Annotated in this window: 20 protein-coding genes; 1 reads left to right on the top strand and 19 read right to left on the bottom strand. The window is 44.7% G+C overall.

Annotated elements, in window-relative coordinates; translation table 11 throughout:
* Positions 1-94: 94 nt before the first annotated feature.
* From ADG03_RS10260 to hemW, 13 genes are all read right to left on the bottom strand, one after another.
* Complete coding sequence (locus tag ADG03_RS10260) at positions 95-379, bottom strand: rhodanese-like domain-containing protein (RefSeq protein WP_049471923.1); 285 nt, start codon at positions 377-379, stop codon at positions 95-97.
* A gap of 20 nt (positions 380-399) precedes the next feature.
* Positions 400-891 carry a prolyl-tRNA synthetase associated domain-containing protein gene (locus tag ADG03_RS10255; protein ID WP_049471924.1) on the bottom strand — a complete coding sequence of 164 codons (492 nt, stop codon included), beginning with the start codon at positions 889-891 and terminating at the stop codon, positions 400-402.
* Between the two features lie 12 nt (positions 892-903).
* The gene (locus ADG03_RS10250) at positions 904-1488 is read right to left on the bottom strand and encodes a uracil-DNA glycosylase family protein (protein ID WP_049471925.1); all 585 of its coding nucleotides are present in this window, start codon (positions 1486-1488) and stop codon (positions 904-906) included.
* A 52-nt stretch (positions 1489-1540) separates the two neighbouring features.
* On the bottom strand, positions 1541-2947 hold the full coding sequence (pepV, locus tag ADG03_RS10245) for a dipeptidase PepV (RefSeq protein ID WP_049471926.1): 1407 nt from the start codon (positions 2945-2947) through the stop codon (positions 1541-1543).
* A 34-nt stretch (positions 2948-2981) separates the two neighbouring features.
* On the bottom strand, positions 2982-3587 hold the full coding sequence (locus ADG03_RS10240) for a nitroreductase family protein (RefSeq protein WP_049471927.1): 606 nt from the start codon (positions 3585-3587) through the stop codon (positions 2982-2984).
* Positions 3588-3735: 148 nt separating this feature from the next.
* The gene (locus ADG03_RS10235; RefSeq protein WP_049471928.1) at positions 3736-4578 is read right to left on the bottom strand and encodes a metallophosphoesterase family protein; all 843 of its coding nucleotides are present in this window, start codon (positions 4576-4578) and stop codon (positions 3736-3738) included.
* 10 nt (positions 4579-4588) lie between these two features.
* The gene (uvrC, locus tag ADG03_RS10230) at positions 4589-6424 is read right to left on the bottom strand and encodes an excinuclease ABC subunit UvrC (RefSeq protein WP_049471929.1); all 1836 of its coding nucleotides are present in this window, start codon (positions 6422-6424) and stop codon (positions 4589-4591) included.
* 198 nt (positions 6425-6622) lie between these two features.
* Positions 6623-7606: a CPBP family intramembrane glutamic endopeptidase gene (locus tag ADG03_RS10225; protein WP_049471930.1), complete on the bottom strand. Its 984-nt coding sequence runs from the start codon at positions 7604-7606 to the stop codon at positions 6623-6625.
* A complete protein-coding gene (locus ADG03_RS10220; protein WP_049471931.1) occupies positions 7603-8223 on the bottom strand; it encodes a TIGR01906 family membrane protein in 621 nt (206 codons plus the stop codon). Before ADG03_RS10220 ends, ADG03_RS10225 begins: the two co-directional genes overlap by 4 nt.
* On the bottom strand, positions 8216-8986 hold the full coding sequence (locus tag ADG03_RS10215; protein ID WP_049471932.1) for a TIGR01457 family HAD-type hydrolase: 771 nt from the start codon (positions 8984-8986) through the stop codon (positions 8216-8218). Before ADG03_RS10215 ends, ADG03_RS10220 begins: the two co-directional genes overlap by 8 nt.
* Complete coding sequence (locus tag ADG03_RS10210) at positions 8987-9673, bottom strand: hypothetical protein (protein ID WP_049471933.1); 687 nt, start codon at positions 9671-9673, stop codon at positions 8987-8989. It abuts the gene before it with no gap.
* Positions 9663-10418: an acyl-ACP thioesterase domain-containing protein gene (locus ADG03_RS10205; RefSeq protein WP_049471934.1), complete on the bottom strand. Its 756-nt coding sequence runs from the start codon at positions 10416-10418 to the stop codon at positions 9663-9665. The genes ADG03_RS10210 and ADG03_RS10205 overlap by 11 nt, the downstream gene beginning before the upstream one ends.
* 3 nt (positions 10419-10421) lie before the next feature.
* A complete protein-coding gene (gene hemW, locus ADG03_RS10200; RefSeq protein WP_049471939.1) occupies positions 10422-11552 on the bottom strand; it encodes a radical SAM family heme chaperone HemW in 1131 nt (376 codons plus the stop codon).
* Positions 11553-11870: 318 nt separating this feature from the next.
* Here hemW and ADG03_RS10195 point away from each other — a divergent pair, with 318 nt between their 5' ends.
* Positions 11871-13394: an ATP-binding cassette domain-containing protein gene (locus ADG03_RS10195; RefSeq protein WP_049471935.1), complete on the top strand. Its 1524-nt coding sequence runs from the start codon at positions 11871-11873 to the stop codon at positions 13392-13394.
* Between the two features lie 288 nt (positions 13395-13682).
* Here ADG03_RS10195 and proC read toward each other — a convergent pair whose 3' ends face one another.
* The 6 genes from proC to ADG03_RS10165 all read right to left on the bottom strand — a co-directional run bounded on the left by proC (position 13683) and on the right by ADG03_RS10165 (position 19191).
* Positions 13683-14498 (bottom strand): pyrroline-5-carboxylate reductase, encoded by an 816-nt coding sequence (gene proC, locus ADG03_RS10190; RefSeq protein WP_049471936.1) that lies wholly within the window; start codon positions 14496-14498, stop codon positions 13683-13685.
* 3 nt (positions 14499-14501) lie between these two features.
* Positions 14502-15749 carry a glutamate-5-semialdehyde dehydrogenase gene (locus tag ADG03_RS10185; protein WP_049471937.1) on the bottom strand — a complete coding sequence of 416 codons (1248 nt, stop codon included), beginning with the start codon at positions 15747-15749 and terminating at the stop codon, positions 14502-14504.
* 10 nt (positions 15750-15759) lie between these two features.
* Positions 15760-16869, bottom strand: a complete 1110-nt coding sequence (gene proB, locus ADG03_RS10180; protein WP_049471938.1) for a glutamate 5-kinase — start codon at positions 16867-16869, stop codon at positions 15760-15762.
* A 74-nt stretch (positions 16870-16943) separates the two neighbouring features.
* Positions 16944-17834 (bottom strand): RluA family pseudouridine synthase, encoded by an 891-nt coding sequence (locus tag ADG03_RS10175; RefSeq protein WP_023918361.1) that lies wholly within the window; start codon positions 17832-17834, stop codon positions 16944-16946.
* Positions 17824-18285, bottom strand: a complete 462-nt coding sequence (lspA, locus tag ADG03_RS10170; protein WP_023918362.1) for a signal peptidase II — start codon at positions 18283-18285, stop codon at positions 17824-17826. Before lspA ends, ADG03_RS10175 begins: the two co-directional genes overlap by 11 nt.
* A gap of 3 nt (positions 18286-18288) precedes the next feature.
* On the bottom strand, positions 18289-19191 hold the full coding sequence (locus tag ADG03_RS10165) for a LysR family transcriptional regulator (protein WP_003001728.1): 903 nt from the start codon (positions 19189-19191) through the stop codon (positions 18289-18291).
* Between the last annotated feature and the right edge of the window lie 138 nt (positions 19192-19329).

The following is a 19329-nucleotide window of genomic DNA, read 5'->3' as shown; positions in this document are numbered from 1 at the left end:
CTTCGAAGAAGTTCGCTGACGTCCGTACTCACCTAAGGAAAGTTTTTAATTTGATTTTATCTTTAATCTGAAACCTCTTTTCAGAGGTCTTTTTTTAGGATTCAAATGCATCCATGCCACCTTGGACGTTGGTCACATCATAGCCTTGCTCTTCCAAAAATTGGCAAGCGCGTGCTGAGCGTCGACCAGACTTGCAGATGACATAATAGGACTGATCTTTATCCAGCTCAGTATAGCGATCTAGTAATTCTGACAAGGGAAGCAAGGTCACCCCATCTAGATGAAGGGCATCGTATTCCTCCTGCTCGCGTACATCAAGAACGTGTAAGTCTCCTTTTTGATAAGCTTGGTAAAAGCTTGAAAATAGAATTTCTTTCATGATTTCTCCTATATGGTATGTTATGGAAGGGTTAGAATTTCATAGTTAAAGCTAATTGACTCTAAAAATCGGAACAAGTCTTGGGTTTTAATAAAGATGGTTTTTTCATTGGTATTTGGATGGAAGGTCATGATCTCCTCTGACACAATGTCTTTATCGAAATAGACTCGAATATCTTTTTCTTCATTGTTTAATAAACCAAAGGGAGATACTGTCCCAGCTGGTAATTGCATTTTTTCTGCTAGGGATTCTGCTGAAGCCATGCGGATCCGGTTGGCTTCCACTTGCTCTTTGAAATCATCCATATCCAATGGTTTCTTGTCGTCCATGATGAGAAGATAGAATTGGGTTTTCTTCTTGTTGGTCAAAAACATGGACTTGGTCCGGACACCTTCTAAGCCTTCAATGTAAGAATCGGCCTGCTCAGTCGTGAATGCAGGTGGGTGCTCCACTACTTCAAATTCGATCCCAAGTTCTTCTAATTTGTCTTTAACTTGTTGGTATGCCTCCATCCCCGATCTCCTTTATCTTCGAATGATCTCTTGTACCAATGATTGCAATTCTGGCACCACCTCTGCCTCAAACCAAGGATTCTTTGCCATCCAAATCTGATTGCGAGGGGAAGGGTGAACAAGTGGAAAATAGGTTGGTAAATAGTTCTTAAAATGCTGAACCCGTTCGGTTACCTTGCCACTAACCTTTTCATGAAGGTAGTAAGCTTGCGCATATTGTCCAATCAGAAGGGTCAACTCAATATCCGGACACTCCTTGAGAAGTTGAGGATGCCACTTTTCCGCAAAACCTTTGCGAGGGGGAAGGTCACCAGATTTTCCATGCCCTGGGAAATAAAAGTCCATGGGAATAACTGCAAACAAACCAGAATTGTAAAAGGTGTCTTCGTCAACTCCTAACCATTCGCGCAAGCGGTCACCACTCTTATCCTTCCAGTAAATCCCAGCTTCCTCCGTCTTCATCCCAGGAGCCTGTCCGATAATATTGATACGAGCAGTTTTTGGAGCTGCAAAGAGTGGCTCGATTCCTCTTTCCGTATAAGCTTTATTTTGAGGATCCATCATAATGGCTTGTTTAATAGTTTCAATCCTTGACATAAGTCCTCCTTCTATGGAAAAACTCAGCCAGAAAACCTGGCCGAGTAGTGGATTATTTGATTAATTCGTAGATGGCTTCTGCGTAAATAGCTGCTGCACGATAGAGATCTTCAACATCTGCGAATTCATTAGCTTGGTGCATGGTATTGACATAATCTGGGAACATAGCTCCAAAGGCAACACCACGTTTCAAGAGGCGACCAAAGGTACCACCACCGATCACTTGTTCGTGTCCTTTGAGACCAGTTTGTTTTTCATAAACACGCAAGAGAGTGGATACCAATTCGTCATCCATCGGAACATAGTGAGGTGTGTGACCATGGGCTGACAAGCTCACTGTAGCCACTCCATCGATCTTTTCAAGGATGGCTTTGATGGTTTCAGGATCTGTTCCTTGAGGGTAACGGATATTGAGGGCAATGGTATTGTCTGCTTGGCTTTCATCAAAATGGAAGACACCTGCATTCATACTCAATGGTCCCATTTTGGCATCTGTATGGGCAATACCTAATTTTTCGCCGGCAAAATCTTCGTGAAGAAGCGAAGCTGTCACATGAAGGTAAGCCTTAGCAGCGCCACCAAAATCAAATTGGTTCAACAAGAGCGCTAAGTAGGTTGCACCATTGATTCCATCTTCAGGAGTTGATCCGTGAGCTGATTTACCAATAATCGTAACGGTATATGTTTCTTCATCCACGGTTGAGATTTCATACTGAAGCTGGTGTTCCTTGGCAAAGGCATCTAAGAGGCCAGCAAGATCTGGAAGTTGTCCAGAAACGACTGCAGTCGCTGACTCTGGCACCATGTTTTCACGAAGACCACCTGTAAAGCTATGAAGTTTAGCCTTCCCAGTGTTGTCATTTCCAAAATGAAGGTACTCCGTAATGTTTCCTTTTTCCCCATTGATGATTGGGAATTCCGCATCTGGAGAGAAGCCAAAATCTGGCTCTGGAAGACCGACATGTTTGAAATAGTAGTCCATGTCAGCCCAACCTGATTCTTCATCCGTTCCGACTACAAAACGCACGCGCTTAGAAACTGGAAGCCCTAAGTCTTTAATGATCTTCAAACCATAGTAGCAAGCCATTGTAGGCCCTTTATCATCAGATGATCCACGCGCATAGAGCTTGCCATCAATAATTTCTGGTTTGTAAGGGTCTGTCTTCCAACCACTACCTGCAGGCACGACGTCCATATGGGCAAAGATCCCAAGCTCTTCTTCTCCTTCACCAAAGGTAAAGTGACCGGCATAATTGTCCACATTCTTGGTCTCATAGCCATCACGCTTAGCAATTTCCAAGAATTTTTCAAGAGCTTTTACAGGACCAGGTCCAAAAGGATGCTCTGCATCTGCCTTGCTGTCATCACGTTCCGAATTGATTTCCAAAAGGCTGTATAGATCAGCCATCATCTCTTCGCGACGTTTTTCTACTTCTGCTTTAAAATCAACTGTTGTCATGCATTCCTCCTCTATCTTCTATTTGCTGAATGGCTTAGCGTTTTTCAATGATTTCGTCTACTGGCAAGCGGTAGCTAGGTTCTACTTTCTCAGCAGCATAGCCGACCGTAATCAAGACTTCCGGACGGAAACGCTCTTCAATGTCCAATACTTCATTGATTTTTGATTTATCAAATCCCAAGATAATATTGGTTCCAATACCTTGGTCCGTCAAAGCAAGTACCAAGTTCATAGCCACAAGACCGGCATTCAAAGCCAAGTAATCACTTGTTTGTTGGGCATCATAGCGAGCAAATTCAGCAGGAAGATTTTGCATAAAGTATTGCAACTGCTCATCTGTGAAGTTCTTAACCCCACCGACACGCGCAATCTTGCGAGCCCGTTTTTGCAAATCGGTATCTGTAAAGAGGGCGATGGTCACAGGGGCTTCCATGACTTGATCGTAGTTTGCACCATAGGCTAATTTTGCCAATTCTGCATTTTTTTGACGAACGACCACAAATTTCCAAGGTTGGCTATTGTGAGCACTTGGAGCTAAGGTCGCAATTTCGATAGCTGTCCGTACATCCTTTGGATCGACCGGCTGGTCAGTAAAATGCTTGATTGCATGACGTTTTTTGTTGAGTTCTAGGAATTTCATAGTCAACTTCCTTTTCTAATTCTATTACCTCTATTTTAACACAAAATGAAAGAGCTTGCAGGGTTTTACAGCCTAAGATTGTGAAAAAAGAAGCGGACATTTTGAAGATCCGCTTCTTTTTTATAGATTGAATACACAAGAGATCCACCTATGATTCATTGGAAAGATTGAAATAGGCAGCTACTTCTTTGGCATAACCGTATTTCTCAATTAAGCCAGTTAGCAGATCGATGTTATGACCCCGATAGTTATCCTCGCGCCTCAATTCTTCGTACATCTCAATAAAAGGAAGACCTTTGTCCTTAGCATCTTGGAGCTCTGCTTCATAGTCATAGGCCACCTTACGAAATTGAAGGTTGGTCACCCCATCTTCTTCGACATCAATCAGAGCATACTGGGCTCTGTGGTTTTGAATTGGTTCCCAGTCAAAATAAGGCATACCAACAGTTCCTGGATTGAGGATCTGTTGGCCCTGACTGCCATAGCGAAGCAACTGCTTGTGGACATGACCGTAGATCGCCATATCCGTCTGATCAACCAGCAATTGGTCAAAGTTCTCCGTCGCATTAGCTGGACGCAAATCTCCACCATAATTCTTTTCTGGTAAATTATGGGTCAATGAGAAGCGAATACCATTGACCTCCTTCTTCTCTACCAATGGAAGGGAGCGAAGCCAATCGATCCGCTTAGGATCTAGTCCTTCCATGAGGTACTGAGTGAGACGAAGAAGCTGGATCTCCTGCGGATCCTCAAGTCCGTACTCGCCATCCAAGGCCTCTAGAACACAATCGTCCCAATTTCCTCGAACAGCCGCTGTAATCGGAATCGCATCTAGCAATTCAAAAAGGTCCTCTCTTCCAGGCCCCGGTAACAAAATGTCTCCTAAAAGCCAGTATTCCGTTGCGCCTAGAGCACGCGCATCCGCAATCACTGCCTCGAGGGCTGTTGTATCTCCGTGGATATCAGATAAAATAGCAATTCGATTGTTCATTTTAAACTCCTTATGATTGGTATGGTTCAGAATCCTCCGCCACTTCCATCAAGGGACTTGCTTCTTCTTGTTTTCCTTGATGGAGCTTGGATTGCACTGCCTCCGCTACTGCTCGTGGGATGCCGACTGTGACGATCTCATCCACAGTGGCTTCTTTGATCTTGGTCAGTGACTTGAAATGTTTCATCAGTAACTGCTTGCGTTTTGGTCCCAAGCCTTCAATGCCGTCCAACTGGGAAGAGAAGGAATTCTTGGATCGTAGTTGGCGGTGGAAGGTGATGGCGAAGCGGTGGACTTCATCCTGGATCCGCTGGAGGAGGAAAAATTCCTGCGAAGTCCGAGAGAGTTCAATAACTTGGAGAGGATCACCAAAGAGCAATTCATGGGTCTGGTGCTTGTCATTCTTTTGCAGACCTGCAATGGGAATATCCAGTCCCAACTCTTCTTGGATGACTTGCTTGGCAATATTGACTTGCCCCTGCCCCCCATCGATAACGATCAGATCAGGTGGCGTCAGGCCATCCCGCATAACCCGGCTGTAACGTCTGCGAATGACTTCCCGCATGCTGGCATAGTCATCTGGCCCGACGACAGTCTTGATCTTGTACTTGCGATAGTCTTTTTTGCTTGGCTTCCCATTGACAAAGACCACCATGGCTGAAACCGGACTGGTCCCCATGATGTTGGAGTTGTCAAAGGATTCAATGCGCACAGGAGTTGGAATTTGCAGGAGTTTTCCAAGGTTTTCAATGGCACCTTGGGTCTTTTCCATGGATTTTTCAAGGAGATTGAACTTCTGCTCCAGACTGACACGCGCATTCTTGATGGCTAGATTGACCAACTGCTTCTTCTCCCCACGTTGGGGCTTGAGGACCTTGGTATTCACTAGGGCCTTGACCGCTTCCTCATCGATATCTTGAGGGATCAGGATTTCATTGGGGATCAGGTGAGATTTCTCCTGGTAAAACTGCCCTACATAGGTCAAGAAATCCTCGTCCGGATCATTGTAGTAAGGGAAGAGGTTGACATCCCGCTCGATCAGCTTGCCCTGACGGACAAAGAAGACCTGCACACACATCCAGCCCTTGTCTACGTAATAGCCAAAGACATCCCGGTTCTGCAAATCCTTGGCCATGACCCGCTGTTTGGTCCGCAGGGTCCCGATGGCCTGGATCAGATCCCTATACTCGGCTGCCCGCTCGAATTCCATGTTTTGCGCAGCCGTAGTCATCTTGAGCTTGAGCTCATCGATAATCTTGTCATCCTGCCCCTTGAGGAAATCAGAAACCTCCTGAGCCATGCCCTTGAAATAGGCCTCATCCTTATGGCAGACCGTGTGGGCCATACACTGCCCTAGATGGTAGTAAAAGCAGACCTTGGAAGGCGGATTGGTACACTTGCGGAATGGGAAAATTCGGTCTAAAAGTCGCTTGATCTCATTGGCCGCCCCTACATCCGGATAGGGACCGAAATAGAGCCCGCCATCCTTTTTGACCTGGCGCGTGATAATCAGACGCGGATAGCGCTCATTGGTAATCTTGATGAAGGGATAGGACTTGTCGTCCTTGAGCATGATATTGTACTTGGGCTTATTCTCCTTGATGAGGTTGATCTCAAGAAGCAAGGCCTCAATATTGGACTCGGTGACGATAAACTCAAAATCCACAATCTCAGATACCAGCGCTTCCGTCTTGGTATCGTGGCTCCCTCTGAAATAGGACCGCACCCGATTGCGAAGATTCTTGGCCTTCCCCACATAGATGATGGTACCGTTCTTATCTTTGTGAATGTAACAGCCCGGACTCGTCGGCAAGAGCTCGAGCTTGGATTTAATCAAGTTATTCATACTCTCTATTATAGCAAAAAAGAGAGGTCTTGGCCTCTCTCTAATATGTTTGTATTATTATCCACCTTCACCAAGTTAAAAATAATTTTTAAATTATATATCAGACCCTCATCCTCAATCCTTTATCTTCACTTGCCCTTTTTCATAGCAAAAAAGAGAGATCTAAAAGGATCCCCCTTTACTAGCAATCGATAATCTTTATCCTTTGAGATTAGCCATCTGGAAGAGCGGAATCACATAAGGAACAATAGACATCAGGATAGTGAATAGCACGAAGAACCAGAACCAGAAGGAAGCGAGGGCACGCTGGAAAACTCCCGGCTGAGGTTTATTGGCCTGAATATAAGCCTTGATAGCTGGCCATTTAGTCGCAAGAACCACTATCATGACAATGGAACCAATGGCTAAAACACCGATTTGGAGCCAATTCGCTAGTCCCTCGTCCACATGATAGGCCACATAATGCAAGCCTTGGGAAATGACAAAGTTATTGAAAATGTGATAGAAAATTGCCCACCAGATATTGTATTCAAAGGCAATGTAGCCGAATCCTAGACCAATGATACCCGCGAAAAAGAGCTGGTCAAAATTGGCATGGAAGAGGCCGAATAAAATAGCCGTCATGACAATGGCAAAGATTTTGCCATACCGTTCCAAGCCTCGCAAGCCAGCCCCACGGAAGAAGAATTCCTCTGTGATAGGACCAAAAAAGCCAGCATACAAGAGCATAGTCCAAGATCGCTCAATCGTATCTCCTAGATCTGGTGTTGGAGAATGAAGGCCAATGGTCTCAAACATGCGCTCAATCACTTGTGTCATCACAGATGAAAAGACTTGAGAAAAGCCAAGAAAGGCGAGAAGAATAAAGAAGACTGAAAGTGTCATCTTACGTCCCTTATGCTTAAGATCATATTTATAAAGGGCCTTCTTGCGATAGGCATTAAAAAGAAAGAGTCCAATGGAAATAGAGATGAGGTAGGGAATACCAGCCCAAACATTCAGGGCGTTTAGTTTCTCCGTTACTTGACTTGGATCTTTTCTGAGAGAGCCTGCTAGGGTTAAGCCTAAGAGGACTTCCCACAGGACGGTTACTAAGGTCATTACCAAGAGATAAATAGCAAGTGTCCCAGAATACCTTCCTATATCTTTTTTAGGGTCTAATAATCGGTTATATTGGTTCATTTCTTCCTCCTAGAAAATAGATAAAAACTCGCACAGACTCCTTCGTATAAGACAAAGAAAATCAAAAAGGCATGCATAAAGTAGTCTTCTGGTAATGCAAGAATAATCGAATCCACGCGCGGATCAAAGAGCCAAGTATTGTCCCCAGCAAATAAGACCTGATGAAAAAGCGTAAAGAATTGATCAAAGCCAATCATAACAGCCATCACCGCAAGCACTACTGGTAAAACCATCATCCAAAAGAAGAGACTTCGGTACAGGGCCAGGTAGCCATTTTTGACGACTGTCCGCATAAAATGGATAAAACCAGGTAGAGTAACCAAGAATACGACCGTCACCAAATGAAACAGGTACTTGACGGCTTCAAAATGGTGCAAGCCATTTTTGGAAGAGGGGAATTGAGGCATCTTCAACACCCATTGAAAAGGATTGGTCAAGTAGTTCATCAAGACATTAAAATTCTTCATGATGACTGAAGCCGAAAAACCAGTTCGGCTTTGAATCCCCAACCAATGGATCTCCATGGGATAGAGGACCCATGCTAGGCCAATGGTGAGAAGGATCGTAGCTGACAAGATAAAGAAAAATTGGTTGATTGATTTTAAACTTTTAAGCATCAAAATCCCACTCCGCTAAACTGGAAACAACATGTGTCGGTGCAATTGGTAAGGTCGGCACTTCCTCTGGTTTGGTAAAACCTGTCGTCACCAAAAGAGTTGGAATCCCATTGTCAATACCTGCACGAATATCTGTTAGATAATTATCCCCGACCATTACGACTTCTTCTCTTTCAAGACCCAAGTGTTCAATAGCCTTATCCATGATGATGGCCTTTGGTTTTCCAATAATCACAGGCTCCACCCGTGTTGCTGCTTCGACAAGAGCAATCAAGGATCCTGCACCTGGTAGCAAGCCACGCTCCGTCGGGATATTCAGGTCCGGATTGGTCCCGATAAAGTGTGCTCCCTTTTGAATCGCCAAGGTTGCTTTAGCAAACTTCTCATAATCCACTTGCCAATCGAGGCCAATCACGACATAATTAGGTGCTTCTTCATCGATGATATAGCCAGCTTCTTCAATAGCATCTTTGAGCCCCGCTTCTCCGATCACATAGACCTTTTTGCCCAAATTTTGGTCATTCATGTAGTCAATGGTCGCAAGGGTAGCTGTATAGATAGTCGAAACTGGGGTTTCAATATTGAAATGAGTGGCCAGCATATCCCGAACAGTCTCTGGTGTGCGGGTTGTATTGTTGGTCACAAAGAGATAGGGAATCTCACGCGCCTGCAGTTCATGAACAAAAGCTTCTCCTGCAGGAATTCGTGATTTTCCTTTGTAAATAGTGCCATCCAAATCAATCAAATAGCCCTTATAGTGCATTTATTCTTCCCTTTCTGTGTCAGCTTCTTCATGCAACTTCTCTGCATCGACTCGTCCACCAGAACCATATAAGAGCAAGGCTCCAGCATAGAGGACAAATTGTAACACCAAACCTGTAAAATTAATCCCTTGACTTCCCGATTGGGTGAACAAGAAGGATGCTACCATGAGGATCACAATGGTCAATAACAAGCCTATCACGGTTGCCTGATCCACACTGATTTGATAAACCGTGCGTTTAGTGCTCCGATTTTTTCCGTCAGACTTAGTTTCTGGTTGCAAATTCTCCACAAAATCCGTCACCAAGGTCGCAGCGAGGCTGACTGTTGTGCTAAAGAGCACGCCTTGGGACAAGCGGTGATAGAAATTGGACCAGAAGGATCCTGATTGGCTAGTAATCCCAATCGAGAAGATCATGACCGGTAAAAGAAAGGCCAAGGTGAAATGGATCCAGACCCGATACCAGCGTACATCTTCTCTTAAAAAGCGATTAAAACTCTCTAAATTCAAGCGATAGCGGAAAAATTTATAAATTTCCTCTACCAGGATGATGCCCAAAGCACAAAGAGTCAAGAGCCAATCTCCCAACATGTACAAAGGGTTCTTTTGACGCTTGGCATAGGCCACAACCCGTTTTTGATAGCTTTCAAGTTCCTGTTTTTTATTTTTTAATCTTCTACTTTCCATAATTCCAACCCTTTTCTTCTACTTCTTCCCACTCAATTTCAGCTTGGGCATTGATCTGACCATCTGAAGTAATTTGGTGCTGAGTTTTCAAGCCCTCTTGTTCATATTGAGAGGTGATGAGACCTCCTGCTAGTACTTCTTTGACATATTTTAGATGAACTTTTTTAGGGACATGATGGGTCAAGAAGTCTGCTCCCATCACCTCAAAAACCCAGTCCAAGTATTTACTGTTATTGACATGTCCGTTCATATCCAAGTCGTAAAAGCGAACCCGATATTCTTGTTCGATGCCCCCCTCTAATTCCTTAAAACGGGGACCGCGGAGCATGGTTTTTGAAAATTCAGAGTCAAAGGCATCCGTGATTTCGCTCATAACTGGATGGACCTTGCGCGTATCCCGATCCATCAAGACAAAGGTCGCGACCATCTCAATGATGGTATTTCCTGCTTCATCCTTGATATTAAAAGCCCGATAGCAGAAAAGGCGATTATGGCTCTTGGCATAGGTTTCGATGGTGATCTTTTCATCAAATACAGGGAGACGATCGATCTTCATATTGTAATCCGTGATAATCCAGACTAGATTGTAGTTCTCTAAAATGTACATATCACTCATACCCAGCTCAATCGATTGCATACCCGATACCTGTAAAGACAGCAAGATCAATTGGGGAATCTTAATATAACCATTGACATCGCTCATATCAAAAGGAATTTTCATGCTGTATTCAAATGTTTTTGCCATCTTCTACTCCAAAATAAACTTCTCTGCTACAGTGTCTCCTAAAAAGAGACCTTTCTTAGTCATTCGTACAATGTCCTTGTCAGGTACCAAAAGGCCCTGCTGGGTCAATTCCTCAACCACTGATCCATATTGTTGGTCAAAATTCACACCAAACTTTTCTTCAAAACGCTTCTTGGAAACGCCTGTTTTCTTACGTAGTCCTAGAAACATCTCTTCTTCCATCATTTCTGTCTGAGTCAGATGTTCTTCTTGGACACGCGTATTTCCCTCTTCTACAGCCTGCATATAGTGGCGGATAGGGCCATGATTCTTGTAGCGAATCCCATCGACATAGCCGGATGCACCAGCTCCTAAGCCATAATACTCCGCATTATCCCAATACATGAGGTTGTGGCGACTTTCAAAACCAGGCTTGGAGAAATTGGAAATTTCGTAATGCTCAAAGCCCGCACGCTCCAACTCCTGAATAATGTATTCAAACATCTCTGCTTCCAACTCCTCTTTAGGTAGAGGAAGCTTGCCCCGCCTCATGCGATTCATAAAGACTGTGTGATTCTCCAGAATCAAACTATAAAGACTCATATGGGGAATGTCGAGGGCAAGAGCCTTAGCGACATTCTCTTTGACCTGGTCCATGGTTTGCGTCGGAAGCGCATAAATGAGGTCGATCGAAATATTGTCAAAACCAGCCAGCTTCAGACGGTCGATATTGTCATAAATATCCTGCTCTTGATGGCTCCGACCAATCTTCTTGAGCAAGCGATTATCAAAAGTCTGCACGCCCAATGAAACCCGATTAACCGGCGAATCCTTCAAGACCGCAATCTTATCCGGATCCAAATCACCAGGATTGGCCTCGATTGTCAGCTCTTCCATCTGAGACAGATCAAGCGACTTAGTCAGCTCCTTGAGCAGATAGGCTAGCTGATCCGCAGTTAGAGCTGTCGGTGTCCCACCCCCAATATAGAGAGTCCGTAAGTGTGTGATTTCTTCCCTACGAAATTCTTGGATCAAATGCTCCAAATAGGCATCGACTGGTTGATTCTTAATAAAGACCTTCGAAAAATCACAATAAAAACAAATCTGGGTACAAAATGGGATGTGGACATAAGCGGACGTTGGTTTTGTATGCATACCTTTAATTATACCATAAAATTCCACCGATTCCGAAAAGAAAAGGGAATAAGAAGCCAGGAATTCCTTGACAAGAAGGAATAAAAGGAATAGAATAAATTTAATCATATTCGGAGGTAAGGAGATATGAACAACTAAGTTTCGTTAAATAAAATACTTTATTTAGTGGACTGCTTGTTCTATCTCTTTTTGTGTACCCTCTTGCCTATTCTCCAACCATTTGTTGGCTAAATAAGGTTTTTTTCTGCTTGGGTTTCACTTGAATACAGCTCTACTAAATAGGTAGAGCTGTTTTTTGTCCCAGTAGAAAGGAATCTTATGCTAAAACTATCCCACCTCACTATCCGACATACAAAAGATTTACGCGATCTGGTTCGTGATCTGTCCCTAACCATTCATGAAGGAGAAAAAGTTGCCATTATTGGCGAAGAAGGGAATGGAAAATCTTCCTTGCTTCAGGTCCTTATGTCCCCAAAATCCCTACCAGATTATCTGATCACGGAAGGAGAAATCACCACTTCCTTTCACTCCTATGCCTATATTCCCCAGGCGTTGCCGGAAACATTGAAGAGGAAAACCTTGGAAGAATATTTTTTTGGAGAGGACGAGCTAGACTATGCCAGCCTCTACAGACTGGCTGATCAATTGCAATTTAATAGCGAGCGCTTTGCAAGCGATCAAGCTATCGGAAGTCTATCTGGAGGAGAAGCCCTCAAAGTCCAACTGCTTCACGAACTTTGTTATCCTCATGAATTGCTATTTTTAGATGAACCTTCAAATGATCTGGATTTGGAGACCTTGGATTGGCTCCAGCAGATGATCCAAACGAGTCCCCAAGCCATAATATTTATTTCCCATCATGAAGATTTTTTGACTCAGACGGCGGATACCATCATTCACCTCAGACAGATCAAACACCGCAAGGAGGCTGAAACCATCGTGGAGCACCTAGGCTATCAAGACTACAGTAGCCAGAGGGAACAACAATTTAAGCAACAGTCTCAGCAAGCGGCCAACGATCAACGAGCCTACCAAAAAACAATGGAGAAGCACCGTCGCGTCCGTCAGCAAGTCCAAACTTCCTTACGAAATACCAAAGATAGCACTGCTGGACGTCTTCTGGCAAAGAAAATGAAGTCCCTCCTCTCACAAGAAAAGCGCTACGAGCGAGAATTCCAATCCATGACTCCCCAACCCTATGATGAGGAAATCATCAATCTGCATTTCCCTTCCCTCATTCCCTTGTCTCCTCAAAAACGTGTCCTTCTCTTAGATCAAGAAGAGCTCGCAATTGGGGATCGTTTGCTAGTCAAGAACCTCTCCCTCACACTTCAAGGGCAGGATAAGATAGGGATTATCGGTTCCAACGGTGTTGGGAAATCCACTTTTCTAAAAAAGATCTGGGAGATTTTACAGAATAATGAGAGTATCCGCACTGCCTATATGCCTCAAGATTACACTGAAGGCCTCCCTTTGACTCAGACACCCGTTCAATTTCTACAGCATTCAGGTGATCGCGAAGAAATCAACACCATTCAATTGCATTTAGCCTCCCTCAACTTTACTTATTCTGAAATGCATCATCCTATCTCTGAACTTTCTGGTGGCCAGCAAGGAAAACTCTTCCTCCTTCAATTAGTACTCACAAGTCCCCAGTTTCTGCTCTTGGACGAGCCTACTCGTAATTTTTCCCCCACTTCCCAACCAGAAATTCGTCGCCTATTCGCAGACTACCCAGGAGGACTGGTTACAGTCTCCCACGACCGGACCTTCCTCAAAGAAGTCTGCCAAAAAATCTATCGTCTGACTGAAAGTGGCTTCGTAGAGATAGAGTCGCTCTAACGTAAAAAAAGATCGGCCAAAAAACCAATCTTGTAGAACGAAGAAAAAATGTTCTATTATACAAATCTAACAAATCCAGAGTTATCCAAGCCTCTATTGAAACTTTTCCGCCGTGAGAAAAGTGCCTGAAACGTAATAGTTTCAGGCACTCGGAATTATTGAGACCTTAGGCTCAATAATTAGTCATGGAACTTCGAAGAAGTTCGCTGACGTTCGTTCTCACCTAAGGAAAGTTTCTAAGAGGACTTTGTCTTCAATTTGAAAGATTGGCAAAAACCAATCTTTTTTCTAATTCTTCCCTGCATCTTGTCCCATTTCTTGGGTGCGTTTGTAGGCTGCTTCCACTCCTGCAATGATGTCGCCCCGTAGGCCGACTTGTTCTAAGCGGTTGACACCTGCGATGGTAGAGCCACCCGGGCTACAAACTGCATCTCGCAAGCGGGCTGGGTGCTCACCTGTCTCTAGGACCATTTGACTAGCGCCTTGGAAGGTCTGTGCAGCCATCTGCAAGGCTTGCTCTCGTTTAAGTCCTAATCCTACTCCTGCATCTGCCATGGCTTCAATCATCTGATAGACAAAGGCTGGACCACAGCCTGCGACAGCCGTTGCAGGATCCATCAATTTTTCTTCAATTTCATAGAGAGCCCCTGCTCCTGCTAAGAGCTGGTTTACTTTAGCTACTTGCTGGTCTGTCACTGCTTGAGAGCGGGCTAGACTGATAACACCTTGACCAATGGCCACAGGCGTATTGGGCATGATGCGAATGAGCCCTAGCTGGTCGTTCTGGATCACGTCAGCCATCTTTTCTAGTTCCAAGCCTGCAGCCATGGAAACCAGTAAGAGATTGGAGCGTTGGGCTAAGATGCCCTGATACTCCTCTAGGAGAGGGCAAATCTGATAGGGTTTGACCCCTAAAAAAATCACTTCAGCCTCTTGAAAGACTTGTTCAAGATCAGACGCCGTTCCCCCATACTGGCTGATAAACTCTTGCACCTTTTGAGGAGAACGATTGACCAAGAGCAGGTCTTGCGCATCCACTTCTTTTGCGACTGCTTTGGCTAAACTAGCTCCCATGTTTCCTAGTCCAATAAATGCTACTTTCATTTTTTACCTCACTTGACCATTTCCACTGACGATATACTTGTAACTGGTCATTTCCCGGAGTCCCATTGGTCCACGCGCATGGAGTTTTTGGGTCGAGATCCCCATTTCACAACCTAGACCAAATTGACCTCCATCTGTAAAGCGTGTAGAAGCATTGACATAAACCGCTGCTGAATCTACTTGCTTGGTGAAATAAGCGGCTGTCTCAGGATTTTCAGTCACAATAGCATCCGAATGATGGGTGCTATGAGCTTCAATATGGTCCGTCGCTTCCTCAACTCCATCAACGACCTTGACTGCTAAAATATAATCTAAAAATTCGGTATCAAAATCCTGTTCCTGTGCGGCTGTTCCAGAAATAATAGCCTGTGCTTGCTCATCTAGGCGCAACTCAACGGATCTTTCCCGATCATCCACTAAACGCGATTTGACCAAAGGCAAGAAGTCAGACGCGATCGCTCGATCCACCAACAAGACCTCCAGGGCATTGCAGACGGATGGGCGGCTTGTCTTGGCATTTTCAATAATGGCGAGGGCTTTCTGGAAGTCAGCCTCCTTGTCCACATAGACATGGACGATCCCAGTTCCTGTCTCGATAACGGGGACAATGGCATTTTCAACCACCGCTTGGATCAATCCAGCACCACCACGTGGAATGAGCAAATCTAGATATCCCTTAGCCTTCATCATAGCAATACTAGAAGCTCGACTCGTATCTTGGATCAGTTGGAGAAGATCTGGATTGAATCCAGCTTCTTCCAATCCAGCCTTGAGGGCTGTCACGATCGCTAGAGCAGAATGAAAGGCATCCTTTCCAGTACGAAGAACCACTGCATTTCCACTCTTGATGGCAAGCGCTGCAGCATCCGATGTCACATTTGGCCGGCTTTCATAAATGATGCCAATAACACCCATGGCAACGCGAACTTTCTGGATTTCAAGACCATTTTCCAAGACTTCCGTATCCAGCACTTCCCCAATTGGATCTGACAAGTCTATTAAAGCACGAATTCCTTGTGCCATACCGGCAATCCGCTCTTGATCAAGAAAGAGGCGATCGAGCATGACTTCAGAGATCTTCCCACGCGCTGCTTCCATATCGATTTGATTGGCTGCTAAAATGACTTCAGTCGCTTTCAAAAGCTGGCTAGCCATGGCCTCCAAAGCCTGATTTTTAAGAGCTGTACTGGCTGTATTGATGCTTTTCTTAGCTGATCTCGCTATGGCTAATTGTTCTTGTGTTGTTCCCATACGTGTTCCTCTAGAATTCTGTAAAGAGTAGGTCAATCTCAGGAGTTACCGAGATCCAATCATCCCGGTGGATAAGGATTCCCTTAGCTTTTTTAGATTGGAGTAGATCGCGCACAGCTGATTGGCCGAGACGGACCTTGCCTTTTCCTAGTAATTGACCAGTCTCTTGATGATAGACGCTGACGATGTCGTGATAAGAGAAATCCCCTTCTGCCTTGGTCACACCAGAAATCAATAGACTCTTTCCATGATCCAACAGAGCTTGCGCTGCTCCAGCATCCACCCAAACGGCACCTTTGCTTTCTGCATAAAAGGCTAGCCATTGCTTCTGGGTTTTTAAACCCTTGTCCTCTGCAAGGAAGTAACTGCCATCTGCTTGCTCTTGCGCCGCTTCGATCAAGGCATCATGCTTGAGAGATGAGCAAATATAGACAGGAACCCCAGACTCTGTCGCCAGGGTCGCTGCCTTGAGTTTGGTCAGCATACCGCCAGTTCCATTGCTACTACCCGCACCTCCAGCCATCTCGATCATCTCGCGAGAAATGTGCTCGATCCGCTCCAAACGCTTGGCTGTTGGATCCTGAGAAGGATTGGCTGTATAGAGGCCATCGACATCCGTCAACAGCACCAAAAGATCCGCTTGGGCCATGGCCGCAACCTGCGCACTCAAGGTATCATTGTCACCAACTTTTAGCTCAGCGATAGAGACCGTATCATTTTCATTGATAATCGGAATCGCCCCACGGTTGAGTAAGACAGAAAGGGCCTGGTGGGCATTCTTATAGCGACGTTGATCCGCAAAGTCATCCTGGGTTAATAAAATCTGTGCAGAAACAATATTGCGTAAAAGAAGATTAGAGGTATATTCTTCCATCAATAAACCTTGACCAACTGCCGCAGAGGCTTGCTTGTCTGCCACCTTAATCGGCCGTTTCTTAAAACCAAGGGCACCAAACCCAGCAGCAACCGCCCCTGATGAGACCAAGATCAACTCATGGCCCGATTCGTGTAAGAGAGCCAACTGCTGGGTGATGACCTTGACCTTCTGTCTAGAGAGTCTCCCGTCTGGATTGGTCAAAGACGAGGTCCCTACTTTAAAGACGATTCGTTTTGCTTTCATCGCTGTGATTCTTTCTAATACTATTTATTTCGTAAGTAATGAAAGTGACTGAATCTCCATTCAGCCATTCTCCATTATCCTTTTCGAAGGTCTTCCAGCGTTTTCTCAAAGATCGCTGGCACTTCTGCTGTAAATTCCAAAGTCTCTCCTGTGCGAGGGTGGGTGAAACCAAGTGTCCGCGCATGAAGAAACTGTCCTTGTCCTTTGAGTGTTTTCTTAGGTCCATAAGCAGGATCTCCAGCTACTGGATGGCCAATATAGGCCATATGCACCCGAATTTGGTGGGTCCGACCAGTCTCCAGTTGCAACTCTACCAGCGTGTAATCCCCAAAGCGTTCCAAGACTTGAAAACGGGTCACTGCAGGTTTTCCTTTAGCCGTCACTGCTTGTTTTTTCCGGTCCTTTTCACTGCGACCAATTGGTGCTTCGATCATGCCCCGATCGTTAGGAAGATTGCCATGGACAATGGCCCAATACTTCCGGAGAGATTTTTTGTCTTTGAGTTCCTCTGCTAAGGCGACGTGGGCTTGGTCATTTTTTGCGACCATCAAGAGGCCTGACGTGTCTTTGTCGATCCGATGAACGATCCCTGGACGCAATTCTCCATTGATCCCTGAAAGGTCCTTGACATGGTATAACAGTGCATTGACCAAGGTCCCGCTGGTGTGGCCGGCACTCGGGTGAACAACCATGCCTTGGGGTTTATTGACGACGACGACATCCTGGTCCTCATAGACGATGTCTAAGGGCAGATCTTCTGCTTCATAGCTGACCTCTTCCACTTCTGGGACTTCATACTGGATGATGTCTCCTTCTTTGACCGTATACTTAGCTTTTTTCACAGTTCCATTGACCAGAACTTTTCCTTCTTTGATCTGCTCATTGGCTACAGCTCGTGACAAGGGAGTCAAATCCGCCAAAGCCTTATCCAGTCGCGCACCGGCTACTTCGATTTTAATTTCCATGCGTTTCCTCTTTCAACATCAGGATCAGGAGCAAGAAAACTCCAACTGTCAAATAACTATCTGCTACATTAAAAATGGCAAAATTCATAAAATCCAGGTGGAACATATCGACCACAAAGCCCTGACGCAGGCGATCGATAAAATTCCCCAAGCCACCTGCAATCACCAAGGTCAAGCCCATCACCATCCAAAGCGACCCCTTAAGGTGCTTATAAAGATAGTAAAAGGCCCCTACCATCACGACTAGAGTGATGAGGGTAAAGAACCATTGCTGATTTTCAAGAAGTGAAAAAGCTGCACCTGTGTTTTGAAGATAGGTCAGGCTGACCACATGGGGAATAAAAGACTTAACGACACCCAGTGGAATGTTCTTGACTACATACCATTTGACCAACTGATCCAGTAGGACCAATAGCACAATTGCTACTGGAACCATTATTTTTCTCTTCATTTCTTACCTCTTTTGATCAAAATACTCTACCATGACCTCGACAAACTTCTCTGCTACAGGGGAGAGATCCATCTCTTCGCGTTTGACATAGACCATTTTATTGTCCAAGTTGTCTTCTAAAGGAATCACGGTAATACCATTCACGGACTGGCTATCTAAAAAGCCTGATCCTGTCGCATAAGCATCTGTCCGCTCCAAGATCCCATTCAAGGTGGCCCGGTCGGTTACATTGAACATTTGGGAGCTCGAACTGGTATCGACAAAATTCTCTGAATAATAGAGGTACTCATCTTTTTCTTGGGTAAAGCGAACAGTTGGCAATTGAGCTAGATCTTCCATGACCAGTTTTTTCTTCTTAGCCAGAGGGTGTCCCTTGCGAAGGTAAATATGAGTCTGAAAAGGAATCAAATCCACCACTTCAAGTCCTAATTTATCAACCCGTTGCATAATTCCCTTGGTATTTTGACGGTTGAGATAAATAATCCCCAACTCACTATGCCCTTGAGCCACTTCATCCAAAATTTGGACCGTCGTTGACTCAAAGATGCGGAAGTTTTTATTTTCCGGATAGCGGATCGAGAATTCCGTCATCAATGGTGGCAAGAAGTCATAGTGTTGACTAGAAATAGAGAATTCTTTCTTCTCTTCTTCAGGACTGGCATATTGATTTTGAAAAATATCAAACCCCTTAACCACGTCCTGCGCTTTTTCATAAAATTCCATTCCCCGACGGGTCAAAAATGTCCCCGAACTAGTTCGACGAAAAATTTTAAAGCCCAGTTCCTTTTCCAGATCGCGTACTGAAATAGACAAGCTCGGCTGACTCACATACATTTTTTCAGCAGCCTCACGAAAAGTACCACTATTGGCAATCGCCACTACATATCGTAATTGTTGTATATTCATTCTATTTTCCTTATTACAGTATCGATCTATTATACCATAAATTAGGGGCTGAAAGAAGAGATCCGTTTAAGAGACCTTCTTCTAGTAAAAATAAAAAAGAGAGTGGGACAGAAATCGGTAATTCGTTAGAATTCGATT

The organism is Streptococcus parasanguinis, from assembly GCF_001069785.1.
GTDB classification, from domain to species: Bacteria; Bacillota; Bacilli; order Lactobacillales; family Streptococcaceae; genus Streptococcus; species Streptococcus parasanguinis_T.
This window is presented reverse-complemented; position numbering and strand designations above follow the sequence as displayed.